Origin of the sequence: Caldinitratiruptor microaerophilus, from assembly GCF_025999835.1 — a bacterium.
GTDB lineage: Bacteria > Bacillota > Sulfobacillia > Symbiobacteriales > ZC4RG38 > Caldinitratiruptor > Caldinitratiruptor microaerophilus.
The window spans coordinates 1,835,688-1,857,593 of the sequence record NZ_AP025628.1 but is presented as its reverse complement, the minus strand read 5'-3'; the positions used below and the strand labels follow the sequence as shown (position 1 = coordinate 1,857,593).

Below are 21,906 nucleotides of genomic sequence, written 5' to 3'. Positions count from 1 at the left end.
CGCTGCGAAAGGAGGGAACGTGGGTGCCCAGAGGGGGGCAGTGGGCCATCGCCCTGGTGCTCGTCGTGCTCGGCTTCATGCTTTCGATGCAGTGGCGGGTCCAGCAGAAGGTGGCGGCCGCCGACGTCACCGTCGAGCGCGTCGAGGATCTGACCCAGCAGCTCCGCGGCGTCGAGCGGGAGCGGGACGCGCTCACCAAGGAGGTCGCCGACCTTCGCACGCAGGTGCAGAACCTGGCGAACCGGGAGGCCCATTACAAGGACCTGGCGGGCGAACTGGAGCGGCTGCGGGTGGCCGCCGGCCTCGTGCCCCTGGAGGGCCCCGGCGTGCGGGTGGTCCTGGACGACTCGGCCCGCCCGTGGCGGCCCGGCGAGAACCCGAACGCCTTCATCATCCATGACGAGGACATCCTCCGGGTCGTCAACGAGCTTCTCGCCAGCGGGGCCGAGGCGATCGCCGTGAACGGACAGCGGCTCACCGCCCGGTCGGAGATCCGTTGCGTGGGCCCCACGGTGATGGTGAACGGCGTGCGTACCAGCACGCCGGTGGAGATCCTGGCCATCGGCGACCCGGACACCCTCGAGCGCGGGCTGCGCCTCAAGGGCGGGGTCCTGGACGTGCTGGAACTGTACAGCATTCAGGTGAGCGTGGAGAAGAGGCCCCAGGTGCGGATCCCCGCCTACCGGGGTAGCCTCCAGTTCGACCACGCGCGGCCGGTGAGCGAATAGCGCGCGCCCTGGGAGGTCGTGAGCACACGTGCTCAGGCTGCTCGTGATGGTGCTGGGGCTGGCGGCCGGCCTCGTGGCCGGCTTCCTCGTGCCGGTCGTCCCCAGCGTCAGCTACGCCCGCTACCTGTCGATCGCCGTCCTGGCCAGCATCGACTCGGCCTTCGGCGGCCTGCGGGCCGGTCTGGAGGGCAAGTACGACCAGGCCGTCTTCCTGAGCGGCTTCTTCTTCAACATGGTCATGGCCGCCGGCTTCATCTACGTCGGCGACCGCCTCGGCGTCTCCGACCTGTACTTCGCCGCGGTGGCTGCCATGGGCATCCGGGTCTTCCAGAACCTCGGCATCATCCGGCGCCGCCTCTTCGAGCGCTGGGGGATCCTCGCGCCGTCCAGGGACCGGGGGGCGCCCCTCGGGCAGTGAACGCGGAGCCCGGGGCTGTCCGGAAGAAGGCAGCGGCTGCGCTTGCCGGTCCCAGGGATAGTAGAAAATGCTAGGCCACGGGAGGAAATGGACAGGCGGCGTGGAATTCCCTTCGTGGATCCCAGACGATGGTGGAAGGCCCCGCATCCAGGGAGGCCACGGATTTGGCCAGAAGGCAGCGACTGCGGGACGCGGTGGTCGGTCTCGACATCGGTAGCACCAAGGTCGCCGCGGTGGTCGCTGAGGTGTCTCAGACGCCGGAGCCTGTGATCATCGGGCTCGGCATCGCTCCCAACAGCGGCTTGCGCAAGGGGGTCGTCGTCGACATCGAGGGGACCAGCCGGGCGATCCTCCAGGCCGTGGAACAGGCGGAGCGGATGAGCGGCGTGGAGATCACCGGGGCGGTGATCAGCGCCTCGGGCAGCCACATCGGGTCCCTCAACAGCCGGGGCGTGGTGGCGGTGAGCCGCCCGGACCACGAGATCACGGCGGACGACGTCCGCCGGGTGCTCGAGGCGGCCCGGGTCATCAACCTCACGCCGGACCGGGAAGTGCTCCACATCGTCCCCCGGGAGTACGAGGTGGACGGGTACGACGGGGTCAAGGACCCCGTCGGCATGGTAGGAGGGCGTCTGGAGGTCGAGGCCCACATGGTCACGGCGGCCTCGGCCTCGTTGCAGAACCTCATGCGCGCCGTCGCCCGGAGCGGCCTGGAGGTCGAGGACCTCTGGCTCTCCGGCCTCGCCGCGGGTGAGGCGGTGCTCACGCCGGCGGAGAAGGAACTGGGGGTGGTCCTGCTCGACATCGGCGGCGGGACCACCGACATCACCCTCTACGACAAGGGGAGCCCCTGGTACTGCTCGGTCCTGCCCGTGGGGGGCGAGCACATCACCAGCGACATCGCGGTGGGGCTGCGGGTGCCGCTACCCGTCGCCGAGCAGGTGAAGGTGGAGCAGGGCTGTGCCACCGTGCCGCAGGCCGCGGACCGGGAGTTCGAGCTGCCGAATCCCTCCGGGCGCGGCACGCGGCGGGTCACGCAGCGGGACGTGGCGGCGATCATCGAGGCCCGCGTGCAGGAGCTCGTGCTGCTCGTGAGCCGCGAGATCAAGCGTTCCGGGTACCCGGGCATGCTCCCGGGCGGCGTGGTCCTGACAGGGGGGACCGCCCAGCTGCCGGGCCTGGTCGAGTGGATGGCCCAGGTCCTCGACCTGCCCGTGCGGGTCGGGCAGCCTTCCGGCCTCGCCGGCATGAACGACATCGTGGCCGGGCCTGCCTTCGCCACGGCGGTCGGTCTGGTCCGGCTGGCGGCGCGCAGCCCCGTGCGGGAGGCGGCTCCGGCGCAGGAGCGGGAGCCCTCGCCGGGGCTCCTGGAGCGCTTGCGCAACTGGTGGCAGGCGCTTTTCTGACGTCTCTTCCCGGCCCATCTGCCCGACCGAGGGAGGAACTTGACCGTGATGGAATACGAGCCGGACCAGGCGCAGTTTGCCTGCATCAAGGTGGTCGGGGTCGGCGGCGGGGGCAGCAACGCCGTCAACCGCATGATCGCGTCGGGCCTCAAGGGCGTGGAGTTCATCGCCCTGAACACCGACGCGCAGGCGCTCAGCCAGAGCCAGGCGCCGTCGAAGATCCAGATCGGTGCCAAGCTGACGAAGGGGCTGGGCGCCGGGGCCAACCCGGAGATCGGCGAGAAGGCCGCCGAGGAGAGCCGCGATCAGCTCGCCGAGGCCCTGAAGGGCGCGGACATGGTGTTCATCACCGCGGGCATGGGCGGCGGGACCGGCACCGGCGCAGCGCCCATCGTCGCGGAGATCGCCAAGGAGCTCGGTGCGCTCACCGTCGGTGTCGTCACCCGGCCGTTCACCTTCGAGGGCAAGCGGCGCCAGGTGGTGGCCGAGAAGGGCATCGCTGCCCTCAAGGCCAAGGTGGACACGCTCATCACGATTCCCAACGACCGGCTCCTCCAGGTGGTCGACAAGAAGACCTCGCTCACCGAGGCCTTCCGGATCGCCGACGACGTGCTGCGCCAGGGCGTGCAGGGCATCTCCGACCTCATCGCGACCCCCGGCCTCATCAACCTGGACTTCGCCGACGTGCGCACCATCATGTCCGACCAGGGGTCGGCGCTCATGGGCATCGGGGTCTCGTCCGGGGAGAACCGGTCGAGCGAAGCGGCCCGGGCGGCCATCTCCAGCCCGCTTCTGGAGACGTCGATCGAAGGGGCCAAGGGCGTCCTCCTGAACATCACCGGCGGGAGCGACCTGAGCCTGTACGAGGTCCACGAGGCCGCCGAGATCATCAGCCAGGCGGCCGATCCGGAGGCGAACATCATCTTCGGGGCGGTGATCGACGAGTCGCTGCACGATCAGGTCCGGGTCACCGTGATCGCCACCGGGTTCGACCAGGACCGGCGGCTGCGCAACGGCGCGCCGCAGGGGGCCCGGGAGCTCGATCTCAAGCCCTTCACCGACGACCTCGAGATCCCCGCCTTCCTGCGCCGGTCCAAGTCGTGACGGGCGGGGGGTGCGCGCCGCGAATCGGACCCTGGGGCCGGGCCGCGGGGCCCGGCCCTTTCGCGTCCGCGGGTTCGACAGGCTCCGCGTCCGCCCGCCTGTAAAATGAGGCATGGGCGGTGGGGACGGGGCGTAGAATGGATTACCCCGGGAGGGGGAAGGGGGCGTGCCGCTCGTCCGGGTCGTCGACGTCGACGTCGTGTTCGGGCTGTCCCTGGTCGTCGACGGCCTCTGGCTGTGGGCGGCAGGCGTCATGGCCGGCGTCCGGGTGCGCCCCTTGCGTCTTCTGGCCGCCGCCGCGGCGGGCGCACTGGCCGACGTCGTGGCCGCCTTCCCGGGAGGTGCCGCCCTGCGCGGGTGGGGAGCCCGGATGGCGGGCAGCCTCCTGCTCCTGACCCTGGGGTATGGCGGGACGGTCCCCGTCCGCTCGCTGGGCCGCCTGCTCCTCTACTTCTACGCCGCGGGCGCCGCGATCGCCGGGGCAGCCGTCCTCCTCGGTTCCGGGGTACCGCGGGGCGTGGCGGTGTACAGGGCGGCGCAGGGCTACGTCGCCTTCTCCGTGCCGCTCGCCCCTTCGCCCCTGATCCTGGCGGGGGCAGCGCTGGTGCTGGCCGGTGGCCGCCTGGTCCTGGACTCGGCCAGGGTCTGGCGGCGGGCCCGGCCCGACCTCGTCGCCCTGCGGGTCGCGGTCGGAGGGGAGCAGGTGACCGTGCGGGCGCTCGTGGATACCGGGAACCGGCTGCACGACCCCGCCGGCGGCGTTCCCGTGGTGGTGGCGGAACGCCGGGCGCTGGCACCGCTCCTGCCGCCGGCCTTGCGGGTCCACCCGCTGGACGACCCCGCCGGGGCTGCAGCTGCCCTTCCGGCTGCCTGGGCGAGGCGGGTGCGGCTGGTTCCGTTCCGGAGCCTCGGCACCCCGTCGGGGCTACTGATCGCCATCCGTCCCGACCGCCTCGAGGTGCAAGGGTGGAGCCGGGCCGCCCTGGTGGCGCTGACGCCGGAACCGCTGGACCCCGCGGGCCGGTTCCAGGCACTGGTGCCCGGCGCGCTGCTGGAGGACGAGGCCGCGGGCGGTACGGGGTCGGGGCTGGGAACTGCCACTGGAGGATGCTGGGGGGTGCGATCGTGACCGGCCTGGCACTGCCGCTTGAGGGCGGGTGGCGCCTGGGGTTGTGGCGGGCCCGGGCCCGGCTGGCACGACTTCTCGAGTGGCTCGAGCTCGTGCCGCCGGAAACGCTCGACTACATCGGCTCCAGCGAGACGCTGCCGCCGCCGCTCACGGTGCAGGAGGAGGCGTCCCTCCTCGACAGGTTGCAGGCAGGGGACGAATCGGTCAAGAACACCCTGATCGAGCGGAACCTCCGGCTGGTCGTGTACATCGCGCGAAAGTTCGACAACACCGGGATCTGGGTGGAGGACCTCGTATCCATCGGGACCATCGGCCTGATCAAGGCCGTGAAGACCTTCGATCCCTCCAAGCGGATCAAGCTCGCCACCTATGCGTCGAAGTGCATCGAGAACGAGATCCTCATGTTCCTTCGCCGGTCGAGCCGCACCCGGGCGGAGGTCTCCTTCGACGAGCCCCTGAACAAGGACTGGGAGGGCAACGAACTGCTGCTGTCCGACGTGATGGGGACCGAGAACGACATCATCTACCGCGGGCTCGAGGAGGAGGTGGAGCGCACCCTCCTCCGGAAGGCGATGGCCAAGCTCACCGGCCGCGAGAAGCGGATCATGGAACTGCGCTTCGGGCTCAAGGACGGCCGGGAGCGGACGCAGAAGGAGGTGGCCGACCTCCTCGGGATCTCGCAGTCGTACATCTCGCGCCTCGAGAAACGCATCTTCAAGCGGCTGCGGCGGGAGATCGCGCGGATGGAGTGAAGGCCGGGGCCCGGAGGATCGCCTCCGGGCCCCGCCACCCCTGCCGGATCGTCGTGCGGGCTTCAGGCCGCCTGGCCGGCGCCGCCCAGGATCGCCTCGACGTCGGCGCGGTCGAGGACCTCCCGCTCCAGCAGGGCCGTGGCCAGCGCGGCCAGGGCCTGGCGGTGGCTGCCGACGATCTCCTGGGCCCGGACCCACCCCCGCCGGACGATCGCATCCACCTCGTCCGCCGCCGGACCGGACAGGACGAGCGCTTCCTCGCGGATGACCTGGTGCGGCCGGCGCTCCCCCATCCCGTACTGGCAGACCATCCGCTCGGCAAGCTCGGTGACCTTCTGGAGATCGTCCGCCGCCCCGGTGGTGAAGTCGCCGGTGAGGAGGGCCTCCGCCGCCCGCCCGGCGAGCAGCACCGCGATGCGCGCCTCGAGCTGGCTGCGGGTGACGAGCGCCCGCTCCTCCGGCACCTGCAGCACGTACCCCAGCGCCCGGGAGCGGGGCAGCAGGCTGATCCGCTCGATGGCGCCCTGGCCGAGAACCCAGCCGGCGACGGCATGTCCCGCCTCGTGGTAGGCCACCAGCCGGCGCTCCTCGTCGCTCAGCACCGACGTGCGGCCGCTCTGCCCGGCCAGCACCCGGTCGAAGGCGGTCGCCAGGTCCTGGGCGGTCACCGCCGGCCGGCCGGCCCGGACGGCGCACAGGGCGGCCTCGTTGACGATCGCCGCCAGGTGGGCGCCGGAGAGGCCCGAAGTGCGGCGGGCCAGCGCCTCCAGGTCGACGTCGGGGGCCAGCGGCTTGCGCCGGGTGTGGGTGCGCAGGATCTCGAGCCGGGCGGCCAGGTCGGGAAGGCCGATGTAGATCTGACGGTCGAGCCGCCCCGGCCGCAGGAGGGCCTCGTCCAGGAGCTCCCGGCGGTTGGTCGCGGCGACGAACAGCACGTTGTCCGTGCTGTTGAACCCGTCCAGCTCGGTGAGGAGCTGGTTCAGGGCAGAGTCCCACTCCGCCGTCTCGGCGCTCCCGCGCCGCCGGCCGATGGTGTCGATCTCGTCGACGAAGACGACCGCGGGCGCGTGCTTGCGGGCGTCCTGAAAGAGCTCGCGGATGCGCTGCGCGCCGACGCCCACGTACTTCTCCACGAAGCTCGAGCCGCTCGCGTAGCGGAACGTGGCTCCGGCCTCGCCTGCGAGCGCGCGGGCGATGAGCGTCTTGCCCGTCCCCGGCGGACCGTACAGGAGCACGCCCCGGGGCAGCCGGGCGTCGAGGGCCAGGTACCGGTCGCGGTTGCGGATGAAGTCGACGAGCTCCCGCAGGTCACCCAGTACCTCGTCGAGGCCGGCCACGTCCGCGAACGTCACCGTGGGCCGGTGGGCCTCGGCGGCCTCGGCGCGCTCGGCAGCCGACCCCCGCCCGAGCACGTGGACCCGGCCGGACGAACCCTGCGGCGGTCTTCGTGCGGCCATCGCCACGGCACCGAGCGCGCCGGCGGCGAGACCCAGGGCGGCAACGGTGACCGGCGCTGCACCGGCGAAGACCGACCCCGCCAGCGCGGCGAGGGCGCCGACCGCCCCCAGGACGACGGCCCTGCGGGGCACCGGCTCGGGACTGCGGGTTACCTGCACGGCGCTCCACCACCTGATTTGTTTAATTTTCTCCAGTTGCAAATGCACGCCCCGGTTCGGCCGCCGGGGGGCTCCCCGACCGGCCGGGCGGCGAATCGCGCGCGGGACGCCGGCACGCCGCCGGCACAAGAGCGAAAAGCAGCCCCGGCCACGCCGGGGCCTCTGTCCTCTCATCATACCCGAAACCCGGAGCCCCAGTCGGGGCCAGGCCAATTTCCTATTCGGAATAAGTTGCTTTACCAAGTTGGCCGGTGGCCGCCGCCGCGACGGTCGGCGCTGTGCTGGTTGGAGTCGGGATGTCTGGCATTCGATGCCATTCATCCGGAATAGGGTCACGGGGTGGCGGGGATACTCAAGTTCGGACAAGGAAAAATCCCTGGCAGCCGACCCAACGAGTTCCGGAAAACGGGCGCGGCGACGTTCGGAGTTCTGCGACCCTGACGGGGAGAGTAACGGGCCGATGATGGTAAACAAAGTTGAGCTTTGCGGAGTCAACACGTCCAAGCTGCCCGTTCTCACCAACGCCCAGATGCGGGAACTGTTCCAGCGGATGCAGGCCGGGGACCCGACGGCCCGCGAGGAGCTGATCGGGGGGAACCTCCGCCTGGTGCTGAGCGTCATCCAGCGGTTCAACAACCGCGGCGAGTACGTGGACGACCTCTTCCAGGTGGGCTGCATCGGCCTCATGAAGGCGATCGACAACTTCGACCTGTCGCAGAACGTCCGCTTCAGCACGTACGCGGTGCCGATGATCATCGGCGAGATCCGCCGCTACCTCCGGGACAACACCCCGATCCGGGTCAGCCGGTCGCTGCGAGACATCGCGTACAAGGCCTTGCAGGTGCGGGATGCCCTGGTGGCCCGCCTGGGCCGGGAGCCGACCGTCCAGGAGGTCGCCGACGAGCTCAAGATGCCCGTGGAGGAGATCGTCTTCGCCCTGGACGCGATCCAGGAGCCCGTGTCCCTGTTCGAGCCCCTGTACCATGACGGGGGCGACCCCATCTACGTCATGGACCAGGTGAGCGACGACAGGGACCACGACGGCAACTGGCTCGAGGGCATCGCGATCCGGGAGGCCCTGCGCCGGCTGAGCGACCGGGAACGGCTGATCCTCACTCTGCGGTTCTTCGAGGGGAAGACCCAGATGGAGGTCGCCGAGGAGATCGGCATCTCCCAGGCCCAGGTCTCCCGCCTCGAGAAGGCGGCGCTCAGTCACATGCGCAAGTACGTCTGACAGCGCCGCAGGAGCGCGCACGAGGGGGCGGTGCGGACGAAAGCGGTGCACAGGCTCGGAGCAGGGCTCGCGCTCCTGGCGGCGGGAGCCGGACTCCTCGGGGCAGGGCGGGGGGACGCCGTCCGGCCGGGCCCCCAGGAAGGCGCTGCTGCCCCGGCCCCGGCGGCCGCCATCCGGCCTCTGACGCCCGACTCGCTCCTCCGGTTCCACGTCGTCGCCAACAGCGACGCGCCGGCAGACCAGGTCGTCAAGCTCCGGGTCCGGGACGCCGTCCTGCCGGTGCTCCGGGCCCTCGTGGCCCGGGCGGCCACCCCGGCCGAGGCGGCCCAGGCGGTCGAGGCGGGCCGGGGCGCGGTCCTCGCGGCGGCCCGTCGCGAACTGGCGGCCGCCGGGCGGCCGGCCGAGAGGGTACGGCTCGAGGTCGGCCACTTCGACTTCCCCTCCACCCGCTACCCCGGCCTGGACCTGCCGGCCGGGCGCTACCCTGCCGTGCGGCTGGTGATCGGGCGCGGGGAGGGCCGCAACTGGTGGTGCGTCATGTTCCCGATGCTGTGCTACCCGGAGTGGACCGGGCGGGTGGAGGAGCATCCCGGCGCGCCGGCCGGGCCACCGCCCGCGGCGAACGGCTCCGGCCCGGCGGTCCCCGCGCTCGCCCCGGCCCGCCGGGACGACCCGGAGGGCGAGCGACCGGTCGCCGCAGCGGGCGGGCCGCCGGTCCTCCTTGACGAGCGCACCCTGGACGAGTTGCCCGTCCGCCCGCGCCTGGCGCTCCTGCGCTGGCTCGAGCGGTTCTCGGAGCGGCGCTGGCCGCCCACCCGGGTCGCACAGGGGCAGGCGGTCTTCCGCTAGCGCCGTGGCCGGGCGCTCCGTGGCCTCCCGTCCAGGCCGGCCTCAGGCGGGCATATGCTGTAGGGGCCCCTGCACGGCCGGGACCCGGGGGGCCGGGGAGGGAGCGCCCGTGGCCAAGGCGTCGGAGCTGCGCAAGGACGTCATCAACATCCGCACGGGCCGGCGGCTCGGGGAACTGGTGGACGTGGAGATCGACGAGAAGACCGGGCGGATCACGGCCCTGGTCGTCCCCGGGCACAGCCGGCTCTGGGGACTTCTCGGCGGCGAGCGGGACATCGTCATCCCCTGGCACCGCATCGTGCGGATCGGGCCGGACTGCATCCTCGTCGACTGGGACGACGGGCCCGACGGAACCGGCGGCGCCGGCGGCGCCTGACGGGGCCGCGTTGGCACCCCCCGGCACGCTTGCTATGATGAAACCAGAAAGAGCGTGCCGGGGGTGGGCACCGTTCCGCAGTGGCTGAACGCCGGCGCGGTCCGGGCGCTGCGCTTCCCCTTCCTGGAGCAGTTGGGCGGCCTCCGGACCGCTTTCACGTCCCGGCACGGTGGGGTGACGGAGGGGCCGCGGGGCTCCCTCAACCTGAGCTACGGCGTTGGCGACGATCCCCGCCGGGTGGCCGAGAACCGCCGTCGGGCGCTGGCCCTGCTGGGCCTGCCGCCGGAGCGGGCCGTGGTCGCCGGCCTGGTGCACGGGGTGCGGGTGGCCCGGGTCGACGGCCCCCTGCCCGACACGGGGCCCGGCGCCGGGGCGGGCGACCGGAGCGGGCTGGTGCCCGGGGTCGATGCCCTCGTGACCGCGACCCCGGGGCTCGCGCTCGTCGTGACCACGGCCGACTGCGTCCCGGTCTTCCTCTTCGATCCCCGGCGGCGGGCCGCGGCCCTGGTCCACGCCGGCTGGCGAGGAACCGCCCGGGGAGCCGCGGGCCACGCGGTGCGGGCCCTGGCGGCGGAGTACGGGAGCCGGCCCGGGGATCTCTGGGCCGTGGTGGGGCCGTCGATCGGCCCATGCTGCTACGAAGTGGACGAGCCCGTCGTGGCCGCCTTCGAGGAGGGGCAGGACGGGGCCGTGCGTGCGGGACCCGGTTCGTGGCTGCGTCGCGGCAGGGCGCCGGGGCGCTGGCGGCTCGACCTGTGGGCGGCAAACCGAGACCAGGTCGTCGCGTGCGGCGTGCCGGCGGCGCAGGTCCAGGTCGCCGGCATCTGCACCGCCTGCCACGTCGCCGACTTCTTCTCGCACCGCGCCCAGCGCGGGCAGGCTGGGCGCCAGGCAGCCATCGTCGTCCTCGACGGAGAGGGGCGCGCGTCGTGAACGGCCGTGGCCCGCGTGGGGGGCAAAAGGGCAGCCGCGGGGCCGGTGGGGACCGCCGCGCAGGCGGTGCGCGCGGTTACCGGCGCCCGCGCAAGCCGGGCACGCCCCACCTCGCGGTCATCCGGCCGCAAGCGCCGGGCGGGGCTGCACCCCAGGCCCCGCAGGCGCCGGGCGCCCGCCCGCGCCTGGTGATGCTCCGCGGCCGGGCCGGGCCGCAGGGCGGTGCCCGGAGGCCGGCGGCGCCGTGGCGGCGCGCGCTGCCGGTGCTGGCGGCCCTCGCGGCCGTGCTCGGGATCGTCGCCCTCTCGGCCCTGCCGCTCCGGCCGGCTGCCGCGCCGGCGACGGTTCCCGTCCGGCGGGACGCGGTCGAACTCGGGTTCGCCGCCCAGGCGCTGGTCGTCCGGGAGGAACGGGTCCAGGTCGCCACGCGGGATGGCCCTGTCGAGCGGCTCGTCCCCGCCGGCCGCGTGGTCCGGGTGGGGACGCCGGTCGTGCGGATCGGCCCCCCGAACGCGGCCGAGGAGATCACGGCCGAGGTTCCCGGTTCGGTCAGCTTCGCGGTCGACGGGCTCGAGGAGGAACTGGACCCTGACGCCCTCGCCTGGCTCGGCGCCGGGGGGCGGGGTGCGCCGGACCCGGCGTGGCTCGACGGTCTGCCGGCACGCCGGCTCGAACCGCCGGTGGGGACCGCGCGGGCGGGCGAACCGGTCTTCAAGATCGTGGACGGGTCGCGGGTGTGGCTGGTGGCCGCCGCTCCCGCGGAGGCGGTCCGCTCCCTGGCGCCGGGCGAGCCGCTTCCGGTCGAACTCCCCGACCTCCGAGCGCGGGCGGCCTTCACCGTCCTGACCCTGTCCGCGGGGGCAGGCGAGCGCCGGCTCCTGGTCCTCGAGTCCGCGGCCCCCGTGCCGGACGGACTCCTGCATGTGCGCCGGACGGAAATCCGGGTGGTCCTGCGGCGGTGGAGCGGCCTGGTGGTCCCGGCCACGGCGCTCACCCACGAGGGTGGCCGGCTGGGTGTCTGGGTGGAGGACGGCGGCGCCGGGCACTTCGTGCCCGTGAAGGTCGTGGGTCAGGGCCTCGACCAGGTCGTGGTGGAAGGTGGCCTCCGGGAGGGCGAGGTGGTGCGCGTGTCACGCACCTCCGCCGGGTCACCCCCGGGCGGTGGCCGGCAGCAGTAATTCATGGAACTGTAGGCCCTCTCTAGGAAGGGATGCTGGATTTTGGTGTCGAACATCACCTCGAACGTACTGCTCATACGTGAAAGGATTGCCCGGGCCGCGGAGGCGGCCGGCCGCTCCCCCGAGGAGATCTGCCTCGTCGCGGTGACGAAGAACCGGACGCCGGAGGAGATCCGGGAGGCGCTGGCCGCGGGCATCACGGACATCGGGGAGAACCGGGTGCAGGAGGCGCTCGCCAAGGTCGAGGCGGTCGGTCGGGGGTGTCGCTGGCACATGATCGGCACCCTGCAGACCAACAAGGTCCGGGCCGCGCTCGGGTTCGCCGACCTCATCCACTCGCTCGACCGCCCCGAGCTGGCCCTGGCCATCGACCGGGAGGCGCGCCGCGCCGGCCGCACCGTCCCGGTGCTGATCCAGGTGAACGTGTCGGGGGAGGCGACCAAGCACGGGGTCGCCCCGGAAGGGCTGCGAGCCCTGGTGGAGCAGGCGAGCGCGCTGGAGACGCTGGAGGTGCAGGGGCTCATGACCATCGCCCCGCTGGCCGGGCCCGATGTGGTGCGTCCCGTGTTCGCCCGGCTCCGCCGGCTGGCGGAGGAGGTCGCGAGCTGGCAATTGCCGCGGGTCGAGATGCGGTGGCTGTCCATGGGGATGTCCGGCGACTTCGAACTGGCCATCGCGGAGGGGGCCAACCTGGTCCGGATCGGCACGGCGATCTTCGGCCCCCGGCCGGGGTGAAGGGCCGGCAGGGGGCCGCGCGCCAGGCGGCACAGCAAGGGGCAAGGGGGACCGGCGAATGGGGCAGGGCGTGTGGGACCGGATGATGCGCTTTCTCGGGTTCGGCCCGGACGAGGAGGCATACGATCCCGAAGAGGCGGCGGCTCTGGAGGAGGCGGCGGGCGGCTACGCCCGGGTCCGGCGCGTGCGGGCGGCGCTGGCCGCGACCGCCGAGGACCCGTACCCCGCGGCGGGGCGCACGCCGGGCCGGGAGCGGGAGGCGGGCGGCAACGTCGTCGCCCTGCCGCCGGGCGGGGCCCGGCAGCCCTTCCGGGTGCTGGTCGTGGAGCCCCACTCGTTCGACGAGGTCCAGAGCATCGCCGACCAGCTCAAGAACCGGCGGCCGGTGATCCTCAACCTGGAGGGGCTGGACAAGGAGGAAGCCCGCCAGATCCTCAACTTCCTCAACGGAGCCGTGTACGCCCTGGGCGGCGAGACGCAGAAGGTCGCCTCGGGCATCTTCTTCCTGGCCCCGCCGGGGGTTGACGTCGCCAGCATGAGGAAGGCTCCTGAGGGGCTCGGCGGGGGTGCGTACGACGCCCAGGAGGTGGCCGCGTACCTGGCCGGGCTCTACGCCCGGGACACGCACACCCAGGCCGGGGAGCGGCCGGCCGGGCGAGAGCAAGGAGGGCGCAGGTGGGGCTCAAGTTCATTCTGATCCAGGCCCTGGTCTACTTCCGCGGGGCCGTGGTGGCCCTGATCACCATCCGGGTGCTCATGTCCTGGTTCCGGCCCCGCAGCTGGAACCGGCAGACGCAGTGGTTCTTCCGGGCCGAGGAGGCCGTGTGGCGGCTCACCGAACCGCTCCTCGCCCCGTTCCGGAACCTGCTCCCGACCGGCGGCATCGGGCTCGACTTCTCCCCGATCATCGCCATCTTCGTCGTGGACCTCGGCGTCCGCCTCGCCGTCTCGATCGTCGCTCGCCTTCCGATCCCGTGAGGTGCCCGGCAAGAGGTGAGTGGCTTGGGTCTCACCCCGATGGACATCCACAACAAGCAGTTCTCCCGGGCGCTCTTCGGCTACCACCGGGGAGAGGTCGACGACTTCCTCGACCAGATCATCCGGGAGTTCGAGCAGCTGCTCCGGGAGAACGCCCGGCTCAGGGACCAGGTCCAGCTCTGCGAGCAGCAGCTGCAGGAGTACCGCAGCCTCGAGAGCACGATCAACCGGACCCTGGTCACCGCCCAGGAGGCGGCAGAAGAGGTCAAGGCCAACGCCCGCAAGGAAGCCGACCTGATCATCCAGGAGGCGCGCCTGCAGGCGGAGCGCCTCATCGAGGCGGGCGAGACCAAGGCCCGCCGGCTGCTCGAGGAGAACGCCGACCTCAAGCGCCAGGCGGCCGAGCTGCGCGCACAGCTCCGGAACCTGCTGCGGGGGCAGATGGAGCTGCTGGACCGCATGCTGCCCGAGAAGGCCTTCGAATCCACCGGCCCGGCCGCCCCGAACGCGGCTCCGCCTCCGGCCGGCGCCGGCACTGGTCCCGCGCCCGGGGTGGCGGGCCGACCGAAGGCGGCCGGCGAGCCGTGAGCGCCGGGTTTCACGTCTTCCGTGCCAGGTCCGCCAGCGCGCCGGCGATCCGGTCGATCTCCTCTTCCGTGTTGTAGAACCCGCAGGAGATCCGCACGCCGGGCGGGGTCGGGACGCTGCGGATCCAGAAGCCGCGGCGCAGGAGTTCCCGTGCGGCCGCCTCCGGCTCCATCCCTTCGACCTGGACCGTCACCAGTCCGGCGTGCCGGTCGGGGGTGACGACCCGCACCCCCGGCACCTCGCCGAGCCGCTGCCGGAGCCGGGCCGCCAGCGCCTGGATGCGCGCGGCCGCCCAGCCGGGGCCCACCTCGCGGGACAGCCACCGCACCGCCGCCAGGAGGCCCGCCAGCGCCACGGGGTGCCGGCCGCCCCACTCGAACCGGCGGGCGTCGGGGTGGGGCAGGAAGTCGTGGGCGTTGTGCGCCTGGGCGGTGAAGTACCCGGCGAAGACGGGGAGCAGTTCGGCCTGGACGTCTGCGCGGACGTAGAGGCCGCCGGTGCCCTCGGGTCCCAGGAGCCACTTCTGCCCGGGGAAGGCATAGAAGTCAACTCCGGCGGACCGGAGGTCCACGGGGACCGCGCCGGCCCCCTGCGCACCGTCGACGGCCAGGAGGGCGCCGTGGCGGTGCGCCAGTTCGGCCAGGTCGGCGATGGGATAGAGTTCGCCCGTCCCCCAGGCCACGTGGGAGACGGCGATGAGGCGCGTGCGCGGGGTGATGAGCCGGCGCACGGCCTCGACCGGGTCCGGCCCGGGCGTGGTCAGGTCCGCCATGCGGACCGTCACGCCGTAGCGGCGGCGCAGCACGTGGACGGGGAAGAGCCCGCCCGGGTGTTCGGTCGTGGCGGTGATCACCTCGTCCCCCGGCCGCCAGCGGAGCGACAGCAGGGCCAGGTTCATGCCTTCGGTGGTGTTCGCCGTCAGCGCGATCTCTCCCGGCGTGGCCCCCAGGAGGTCGGCCAGGGCGGCGCGGAGCTCCCGCACCGTCGCGAAGACCTCGGGGAAGTACATCGGGTCGACGCGGCCCTGCCCCAGTTCCCGGGCGAGGGCGGCCTGCATCGCCTCGGCGGCGGGGACGGGCAGGGGGCCGGTGGTGCCGTTGTTGAGGTAGACGCCTCGCGCCAGGGCAGGCAGCTGGGCGCGGATGGCGGCGAGCTTCTCGTCGGGCATTCGCGGACCTCCCGCTCTCGTGGACTCTCTTGGCATTTCCTGGGTGCTGACCCGCCGGACCCGGCGACCGGCGGCCTGCCCGTATCTCGCCCGCCATGCCGGTGGGCCGCCGCCGGGCAGGCCGTTCCGGCGGTCGACGGGGCGGTGTCGCGTCTGAGGGTAGCGGTCTGCCGCCCGAACCTCCGGCGAATTGGCGTCAAGGGACAACCGACGACGGAATTCGCTCCGGCTACAGGGCCACCTTCCGGCTGGCGCGCGTTCTCGGCAGCACCGGCAACGAAGTAGATCGTAGGTCGGCATTCTGTAAACGTCAGGGAAGAGCAACGCAAAGGTTGACACGCTGCGGCCTGGCTTGACTATCAGTCTTTGCGTCTCCGGGATTCGAAAGCGCCGCGGCGATGACATAATATCGGCGTTATGGTGAATCAGATCCGCCGGAAAAGCGCCTGAGACCGTCCACCGGGCCCGTGGACGGGGGTGAACAGCAAGAGTTGACAGGCGAGCCGCCGGTTCGCCGCGCAAGTTCTGCGGTTCGTCTCACCACGGGGTACGGCGTTCTACAAGGCGGGATCCGAACTTCCCGGGTCAGCCCCCAAGCTCGGCCCCGGCCGTGCCTCCCGGTCGGGGCCTGCGGGCGAGGCGTTCCTTGACCTCCCTGGCACCCACCGACTAGAATGAGAACCAACTACACACTCCGGCGATGAGAGGAAGAGTACCGGAAGCCGCAGGGCCCCAGAGAGCCGGCGGCGGGTGCGAGCCGGTGCCTGGGCTTCCGGGAAGATCGCCCTCGAGCCGCTGCCCCAGGGCCGTCCGGTGCCGCGCGTGCCGGGCCGGGCGCAGCCGGTAGGCGCAGCCGGATCCCGCCGTTATCCGGGAGCGGGCGCCGGTCCCCGCGCGGGTCCCGGCGTCTGGCAGAGGTGACCCCACCGGTTCCGCGCCGCCCGCGGCGCCCCGGGGGTCAAGAAGGGTGGTACCGCGAGGCAAAGCCCTCGCCCCTTTCGGGGGCGGGGGCTTTCCACTTCGGTTCACAGGTGGCGGAGGCGACAGGGATGGATTACAAGTACACGCTCAACATGCCGCGGACGGACTTCCCGATGAAGGCCAACCTGCCGCAGCGGGAACCGGAGATCCTGCGCTGGTGGGACGAGATCGGCCTCTACGAGCGCGTCCGGGAGGCGCGCCGGGGACGGCCGCAGTTCATCCTCCACGACGGTCCCCCGTACGCCAACGGCGAGATCCACCTCGGCACGGCGCTGAACAAGGTCCTGAAGGACATGGTGAACAAGGTGGCCACGGCGTTCGGCTACGACGCGCCCTACGTGCCGGGCTGGGACACGCACGGCCTGCCGATCGAGCTGCGCGCGCTGCAGGAGCTCGGCGTGGACCGGCGGCAGATCGACCCGGTGGAACTCCGGCGGCGCTGCCACGAGTACGCGCTCAAGTACCGGGACATCCAGCGGGAGCAGTTCCGCCGTCTGGGCGTCCGGGGCGACTGGGACCACCCGTACATGACCCTGGCCCCGGAGTACGAGGCGAAGCAAGTCGAGGTCTTCGCCGCCATGGCGCGCAAGGGCCACATCTACAAGGGGCTGAAGCCCGTCTACTGGTGCGCCGACTGCGAGACCGCCCTGGCCGAGGCCGAGGTGGAATACCGGGACAAGGTATCCCCGTCGATCTACGTGCGCTTCCGGGTGACCGACGGCAAGGGCAAGCTGCCGGAAGGCTCCTACGTGGCGATCTGGACGACGACACCGTGGACGCTGCCGGGCAACCTGGCGATCGCCCTGCACCCGGAGCACGAATACGGCCTCTACCCCACGGACAAGGGCGACATGCTCCTCGCCACCGCCCTGGCCGAGCGGGTGCTGCAGGCGTGCGGTCTGCGGGGCGGGCCGGCGAAGGCCACGTTCAAGGGCGCCGAGCTGGAAGGGGCCGTTTGCCGGCACCCCTTCATCGAACGGGATTCCGTCCTCATCCTGGGCGAGCACGTGACGGTGGAGGACGGCACGGGCTGCGTCCACACGGCGCCCGGGCACGGGCACGAGGACTTCGAGGTCGGCCAGAAGTACGGGCTCGAGCCGCTGAACCCGATCGACGACCAGGGCCGCTTCACCGAGGCGGGCGGCAAGTTCGCCGGCATGTTCTACGCCGACGCGAACCAGGCGATCATCGACGAACTGGAGCGGGTCGGCGCCCTGCTGCACGCGGGCACCATCCAGCACTCCTACGCCCACTGCTGGCGGTGCAAGAACCCGGTCCTGTACCGGGCGACCGTGCAGTGGTTCGCCTCGGTCGAGGGGTTCCGGGAGGAGGCCCTCCGGGCGATCGACGAGGTGGAGTGGGTCCCCGCCTGGGGCCGCGAGCGCATCCGCAACATGGTGGCCGACCGCAGCGACTGGTGCATCTCCCGCCAGCGGGCCTGGGGGGTGCCCATCCCCATCCTGACCTGCAAAGGGTGCGGGGAGCCCCTCATGACCGACGCGGCCTTCGCCGCCGTCGCCGACCTGTTCCGGCGGGAGGGCTCGGGGGCCTGGTGGACCCGGGAGGCGGCGGAGATCCTGCCGGCGGGCACGACCTGCCCCCGGTGCGGCGGCAGCGAGTTCGAGAAGGAGCCGCACATCATGGACGTGTGGTTCGACTCCGGCTCCAGCCACGCCGCCGTGCTCGAGGAGCGGCCGGAGCTGCGCTGGCCGTCCGACATGTACCTGGAGGGGAGCGACCAGCACCGGGGCTGGTTCCAGTCGTCCCTCCTCACGGCCGTGGTGTACCGGGGCCGGGCTCCGTACCGCACCGTGCTGACCCACGGCTTCGTGGTGGACGAAGAGGGCCGCAAGATGTCGAAGTCGCTGGGCAACGTCGTGAACCCCCAGGAGGTCGTCGCCGAGTACGGGGCCGACGTGTTCCGGCTCTGGGTGGCCGCCAGCGACTACCGGAACGACATGGCCTGCTCGCCGAACATCCTCCGGCAGACAGCCGAGGTGTACCGGAAGATCCGCAACACCTTCCGGTTCCTCCTGGGCAACCTCTACGACTTCGATCCGGAGCGGGACGCCGTCGCCCGCGACGGGATGCGCCCGATCGACCGCTGGATCCTGCACCGGTTGCAGGAGGTCGTCGGGCGGGCGCGGGAGGCGTACAGGGACTACGAGTACCACCTGGTCTACCACGAGCTGAACCGGTTCATCACCGTGGACCTTTCGGCGGTGTACCTCGACGCCGTCAAGGACCGGCTGTACACCGGCCTGCCCCACGGAACCGAGCGGCGGGCGGCCCAGACCGCGATGTACCGGGTCACGGACGCTCTTGTCCGGCTCCTGGTGCCGATCCTCGCCTTCACCACCGAGGAGGTCTACCGGCACATGCCCCGGCCGGCCGGTGCGCCGATCTCCGTGCAGCTGCTGGAGATGCCGGAGGTCGACCCCGGTTTCGTGGACGAGAACCTCGGCGCCGAGTGGGCCCGCCTCCTGGAGGTCCGGGAGACGGTGGCCCGGGCCCTCGAGCAGGCCCGGGCGGCCAAGGCGATCGGCCGGTCGGAGGAGGCGGCCGTGCACCTGTACGTGGAGGGCGATTCGCTGGCGCAGGTCCTGCAGAAGTATGTCGGCGACCTGCCCGAGCTCCTCAAGGTCTCGCAGCTCCGCCTCTATGCCGGCGGGCAGGAGGCGCCCTCCGGCGCGTTCTTCGCCGAAGGTCCGTCCGGCCTTCGGGTGGCCGTCACCCGCGCGGAGGGCGAGGAGTGCCCGCGCTGCTGGTTCTACCGCCCGAAGGCGGGGCTGAGCGCCCACCCCGACCTCTGCGAGCGCTGCGCGGGCGTGGTCCTGGCACTGGAGGCCGAGAGGGCCCAGCCGGCGGGGTAGCCGGGCCGGCTCTCAGCGCCACAGCCGCAGGAGCTGCAGGAACCAGGGATTGAGCGCCAGGCCGGCGACGGCGGCGGCCGACGTGAGGGCCGTCGCCCCGGCCGCGCGCCGGAAGAGCGGCGTGCCCCGGGCGGCGCGGGCCACCGGGGGCAGGAGGGCCACGGCGCTGCCGATGCTGGAGAGGATGACCCCGAGCCCCGCGACGGCCGTGGGGACGGCGCCCTGGCGGGCGAGGGCGGCCGCCGTGGCCGTGGTGGTGGAGGAGCTGACCATCCCCCCCAGGAAGCTCACCGCGTAGAACCCCGTGTTGCCCAGCACGCGCTGCGCGGCGCCGGCGAGGACCGTCAGCGCCAGGAAGTAAAGCCCGAACTCCAGGGCCGCCCGCAGCGAGAAGGGCGACTGCAGGTGCACCTCCGGGGGTTCGGCGGCCGTCCGCCGCAGTCCGCGCACGGCGAGGGTCACGCTGACGGCCAGCATGAGCCCCACCGGCAGGAGCCCCACCGGAAGGGCCTCAGGGGCGAAGAGGCCCAGGATGATCCCGTTCCGCAGGTACATGGCAGTCTTGGCGAGCATGATCCCCGGGAAGGCGTAATCCGGCGGGGGGCCGCCCTCCCGGCGGACCGAGGCGGTGAGTTCTGCCACGGTGGCCGTGCTGTTCACCAGACCGCCGAGGAAGCCCACGTACGCGATCCCCCGCGTGCCGTACCGCCGCAGGAGCACGTAGTTGCCGAAGCCGATGCCGGAGATCAGCACGACCATGATCCAGACCTGGCGCGGGTGGAGGATCCCCCAGGGGTCGACCGGCCTCGGGGGCAGGAGGGGCAGGATGACCAGGCCCAGGAGGAGCAGCGTGATGGCGGCGTGCACCTCTTCCCGCGTGAGGTGCCGGCTGAACCCCACCATCTCGTCTTTCCAGGCGAGCAGGAGCAGCACCACGATGGTGCTCATCACCGCGGCGAAGAGTTGCCCCTGCCCCACGAGAATGCCGGCGAAGGAGGTGACCGTGAGGGCCGCCGACGTCGTCAGCTCCGGCCCCTGGCCCCGGGAGAGGGCGTGAGCGTTGGTCACGGCGATCACGATCCCGGTGAGCGCCAGGGCCAGGATCCCGTACACCGGCTGTCCCGTGAGCTGCGACAGGCACCCGGCCATCGCGGTGAGGGAGAAGGTGCGGATGCCCGCCTCCTTGCCGGCCCGCAGGCGCTCGAGCCCGACCACCAGTCCCAGCGCGGTGGCCAGCGCGATCCGTTCGGCCGCTTCGAGCATGACGATCTCCACCGTGGCTCCCCCCTGCCGGGCCGGTTCTGCCCCCCGGCACTGCCCGACACCGCCCGGGGGCCGGGGGCCGCTTTCCGCTATTGTACTGCAGCGGGGGATCGCCGGGGTGCAGCGCGGCGGACCAGGACGGCGACCCGGCTCCGGCGAATAGGGATGCGTGGCTGGAGACACACGAGATCAGGGGGGAGCCGCGTGTCCCGGTACGAGACGTACCTGAGGGAGCACCGCGACCGGCACCTGGCCGAGCTGAAGGACTTTCTCCGGATCCCCAGCGTGAGCGCGCTCTCCGCGCACCGCCCGGACGTGGAGCGGGCGGCCCGGTGGGTGGCGGACGCCATGCAGGCGGCCGGCCTCGAGCACGTCGAGGTCCTGCCCACGGGCGGCCACCCGGTGGTGTACGCCGACTGGCTCCACGCCCCGGGACGGCCCACGGCGCTGGTGTACGGGCACTACGACGTGCAGCCCGTCGACCCCGAGCACCTGTGGGTGACGCCGCCCTTCGAGCCTGACGTGCGGGACGGCAAGCTCTACGCCCGCGGGGCCAGCGACGACAAGGGCCAGGTCTTCCTGCATATCAAGGCGGTGGAGACCCTCCTGCGGGTCGACGGGGCGCTGCCCCTCAACCTCCGGTTTCTCGTCGAGGGCGAGGAGGAGATCGGCAGCCGCCACCTGCCGGCGTTCGTCGAGGCCCACCGGGACCGCCTCCGGGCCGACGTGGCGGTCATCTCGGACACCACGTTCTTCGCCCGCGGGGTGCCGGCGATCACGACGGGGCTCCGGGGCCTCGCCGCCCTCGAGATCACCGTGCGCGGCGCCCGGGGCGATCTGCACTCGGGCCTCTACGGCGGGGCGGTGCAGAACCCCCTCCACGCGCTCGTCGAGCTCCTGGCCGGCCTCCGCGGTCCGGACGGCCGCATCCGGGTCGAAGGGTTCTACGACCGCGTGCGCCCGGTCCCCGAGGAGGAGCGCCGCCAGTGGGCTGCCCTCCCCCACGACGACGCGCGCCTCGTGGCCGAACTCGGTGTCCCCGCCCTCTTCGGCGAGGCGGGGTACACCACGCTGGAGCGCCTGTGGGCCCGGCCGACGTTGGAGCTGAACGGGGTGTGGGGCGGCTTCACCGGCGAGGGGACCAAGACCGTGCTCCCGGCGGAGGCCCACGCGAAGATCACCTGCCGGCTGGTGCCCGACCAGGAGCCGGAGGAGATCCTGGACCGGCTCGAGGCCCACCTGCGGACCCATCTGCCCCCCGGGGTCACCCTGGAGGTGCGGCGGGAGCCGGGCGGCGCCCGCGCGGTCCTCACCCCGCACGACCACCCGGCCGTGCAGGCGGCGCGACAGGCCCTGCGGGAGGCATACGGAGTGGAGCCGGTGCTGGTGCGGATGGGCGGATCGATCCCCGTGGCGGAGACGTTCGCTACCGTGCTCGGGCTCCCCGTGGTGCTCCTGGGCTTCGGCCTGCCGGAGGAGAACTTCCACGCCCCGAACGAGCACTTCCACCTGGAAAACTTCGACGGCGGGCTGCGGACCCTCTGCGCCTACTGGCCGCTCCTGGCCCGGGGGGCGCTGTAGGGCGGCACCCGCACGA

20 protein-coding genes are annotated in these 21,906 nt (G+C 72.5%); 17 read left to right on the top strand and 3 right to left on the bottom strand.

Features of this window, described 5'->3' with window-relative positions; genetic code table 11:
• The first annotated feature begins 23 nt into the window (after positions 1–23).
• The 6 genes from caldi_RS09040 (at position 24) to sigE (ending at position 5,537) form a co-directional block, all read left to right on the top strand.
• Positions 24–728, top strand: coding sequence for a DUF881 domain-containing protein (locus tag caldi_RS09040; RefSeq protein WP_264841451.1), 705 nt, complete (start codon positions 24–26; stop codon positions 726–728).
• A gap of 28 nt (positions 729–756) precedes the next feature.
• Entirely contained in the window at positions 757–1,146 is a 390-nt protein-coding gene (locus caldi_RS09035) for a small basic family protein (protein ID WP_319951741.1), read from the top strand.
• Positions 1,147–1,310: 164 nt separating this feature from the next.
• Complete coding sequence (ftsA, locus tag caldi_RS09030; protein ID WP_264841450.1) at positions 1,311–2,552, top strand: cell division protein FtsA; 1,242 nt, start codon at positions 1,311–1,313, stop codon at positions 2,550–2,552.
• A 48-nt stretch (positions 2,553–2,600) separates the two neighbouring features.
• The gene (ftsZ, locus tag caldi_RS09025) at positions 2,601–3,656 is read left to right on the top strand and encodes a cell division protein FtsZ (protein WP_406568076.1); all 1,056 of its coding nucleotides are present in this window, start codon (positions 2,601–2,603) and stop codon (positions 3,654–3,656) included.
• 166 nt (positions 3,657–3,822) lie between these two features.
• Entirely contained in the window at positions 3,823–4,785 is a 963-nt protein-coding gene (locus caldi_RS09020; protein WP_264841448.1) for a sigma-E processing peptidase SpoIIGA, read from the top strand.
• A 62-nt stretch (positions 4,786–4,847) separates the two neighbouring features.
• Complete coding sequence (gene sigE / locus caldi_RS09015; protein WP_264844769.1) at positions 4,848–5,537, top strand: RNA polymerase sporulation sigma factor SigE; 690 nt, start codon at positions 4,848–4,850, stop codon at positions 5,535–5,537.
• 62 nt (positions 5,538–5,599) lie between these two features.
• Here sigE and caldi_RS09010 read toward each other — a convergent pair whose 3' ends face one another.
• Positions 5,600–7,153: an ATP-dependent metallopeptidase FtsH/Yme1/Tma family protein gene (locus caldi_RS09010; RefSeq protein ID WP_264841447.1), complete on the bottom strand. Its 1,554-nt coding sequence runs from the start codon at positions 7,151–7,153 to the stop codon at positions 5,600–5,602.
• 460 nt (positions 7,154–7,613) lie between these two features.
• On the opposite strand from caldi_RS09010, the gene sigG reads away from it, so the two are divergent.
• The 9 genes from sigG to caldi_RS08965 all read left to right on the top strand — a co-directional run bounded on the left by sigG (position 7,614) and on the right by caldi_RS08965 (position 14,024).
• The gene (gene sigG, locus caldi_RS09005; RefSeq protein ID WP_264841446.1) at positions 7,614–8,387 is read left to right on the top strand and encodes an RNA polymerase sporulation sigma factor SigG; all 774 of its coding nucleotides are present in this window, start codon (positions 7,614–7,616) and stop codon (positions 8,385–8,387) included.
• Positions 8,388–8,417: 30 nt separating this feature from the next.
• A complete protein-coding gene (locus caldi_RS09000; protein WP_264841445.1) occupies positions 8,418–9,236 on the top strand; it encodes a stage II sporulation protein R in 819 nt (272 codons plus the stop codon).
• 109 nt (positions 9,237–9,345) lie between these two features.
• Positions 9,346–9,612, top strand: coding sequence for a YlmC/YmxH family sporulation protein (locus caldi_RS08995; RefSeq protein WP_264841444.1), 267 nt, complete (start codon positions 9,346–9,348; stop codon positions 9,610–9,612).
• Between the two features lie 63 nt (positions 9,613–9,675).
• Positions 9,676–10,545: a polyphenol oxidase family protein gene (locus caldi_RS08990; RefSeq protein ID WP_264841443.1), complete on the top strand. Its 870-nt coding sequence runs from the start codon at positions 9,676–9,678 to the stop codon at positions 10,543–10,545.
• On the top strand, positions 10,542–11,723 hold the full coding sequence (locus caldi_RS08985) for an HlyD family efflux transporter periplasmic adaptor subunit (protein ID WP_264841442.1): 1,182 nt from the start codon (positions 10,542–10,544) through the stop codon (positions 11,721–11,723). The genes caldi_RS08990 and caldi_RS08985 overlap by 4 nt, the downstream gene beginning before the upstream one ends.
• Positions 11,724–11,768: 45 nt before the next feature.
• A complete protein-coding gene (locus caldi_RS08980; protein WP_264841441.1) occupies positions 11,769–12,458 on the top strand; it encodes a YggS family pyridoxal phosphate-dependent enzyme in 690 nt (229 codons plus the stop codon).
• Between the two features lie 58 nt (positions 12,459–12,516).
• Entirely contained in the window at positions 12,517–13,155 is a 639-nt protein-coding gene (locus caldi_RS08975; protein ID WP_264841440.1) for a cell division protein SepF, read from the top strand.
• Positions 13,134–13,436, top strand: coding sequence for a YggT family protein (locus tag caldi_RS08970; RefSeq protein ID WP_264841439.1), 303 nt, complete (start codon positions 13,134–13,136; stop codon positions 13,434–13,436). Before caldi_RS08975 ends, caldi_RS08970 begins: the two co-directional genes overlap by 22 nt.
• Before the next feature lie 24 nt (positions 13,437–13,460).
• Entirely contained in the window at positions 13,461–14,024 is a 564-nt protein-coding gene (locus tag caldi_RS08965) for a DivIVA domain-containing protein (RefSeq protein ID WP_264841438.1), read from the top strand.
• Between the two features lie 10 nt (positions 14,025–14,034).
• Here the strand turns inward: caldi_RS08965 and caldi_RS08960 are convergent, their stop codons facing one another.
• On the bottom strand, positions 14,035–15,192 hold the full coding sequence (locus caldi_RS08960) for an aminotransferase class V-fold PLP-dependent enzyme (protein WP_264841437.1): 1,158 nt from the start codon (positions 15,190–15,192) through the stop codon (positions 14,035–14,037).
• Between the two features lie 1,049 nt (positions 15,193–16,241).
• Between caldi_RS08960 and ileS the strand changes: the two genes are divergently transcribed.
• Positions 16,242–19,046 carry an isoleucine--tRNA ligase gene (gene ileS, locus caldi_RS08955; protein ID WP_264841436.1) on the top strand — a complete coding sequence of 935 codons (2,805 nt, stop codon included), beginning with the start codon at positions 16,242–16,244 and terminating at the stop codon, positions 19,044–19,046.
• 12 nt (positions 19,047–19,058) lie between these two features.
• On the opposite strand, the gene caldi_RS08950 is transcribed toward ileS, so the two are convergent.
• Positions 19,059–20,321 (bottom strand): MgtC/SapB family protein, encoded by a 1,263-nt coding sequence (locus caldi_RS08950; RefSeq protein ID WP_264841435.1) that lies wholly within the window; start codon positions 20,319–20,321, stop codon positions 19,059–19,061.
• Between the two features lie 192 nt (positions 20,322–20,513).
• Between caldi_RS08950 and caldi_RS08945 the strand changes: the two genes are divergently transcribed.
• Positions 20,514–21,890, top strand: coding sequence for a dipeptidase (locus caldi_RS08945; RefSeq protein WP_264841434.1), 1,377 nt, complete (start codon positions 20,514–20,516; stop codon positions 21,888–21,890).
• The last annotated feature ends 16 nt before the right edge of the window (positions 21,891–21,906 follow it).